Annotated in this window: 1 protein-coding gene; it reads left to right on the forward strand. The window is 75.7% G+C overall.

Annotated elements, in window-relative coordinates; all coding sequences use genetic code 11:
• A partial coding sequence (locus Q0L15_RS21545) for an ABC transporter permease subunit (RefSeq protein WP_296606825.1) occupies positions 1 to 346 on the forward strand: 346 nt, incomplete at both ends.

Genomic DNA, 346 nt, shown 5'->3' on the forward strand with positions numbered 1-346 from the left:
ATCCGCGTCGTGCCGTCGCTCTACCAGACCCTCCCGGTGCTGGTCGTCGGCTACGTGATCCTGTTCCTCCCGCGCGCCGCCGTCGGCGTGCGGGGCACCCTCGAGCTGGCGCCGCCGGTCCTCGAGGACGTCGCGACCTCGCTCGGGTGCACGCGCACCGGCGCGGCCCGCCGGGTGACGCTGCCGCTCGTCCTGCCGGGACTGGCCGCCAGTGTCGCGCTGGTGTCGCTGGCGGTCGGCACCGAGCTCACCGCGACCCTGCTGCTCGCGCCGATCGGCACCTCGACGCTGGCCACGGAGTTCTGGTCGCGTGCCGCTGCCGTCGAGTACGGCGCGGCCGCGCCGT

Origin of the sequence: Nocardioides sp. (assembly GCF_024509035.1) — a bacterium.
Classification (GTDB): Bacteria; Actinomycetota; Actinomycetes; order Propionibacteriales; family Nocardioidaceae; genus Nocardioides.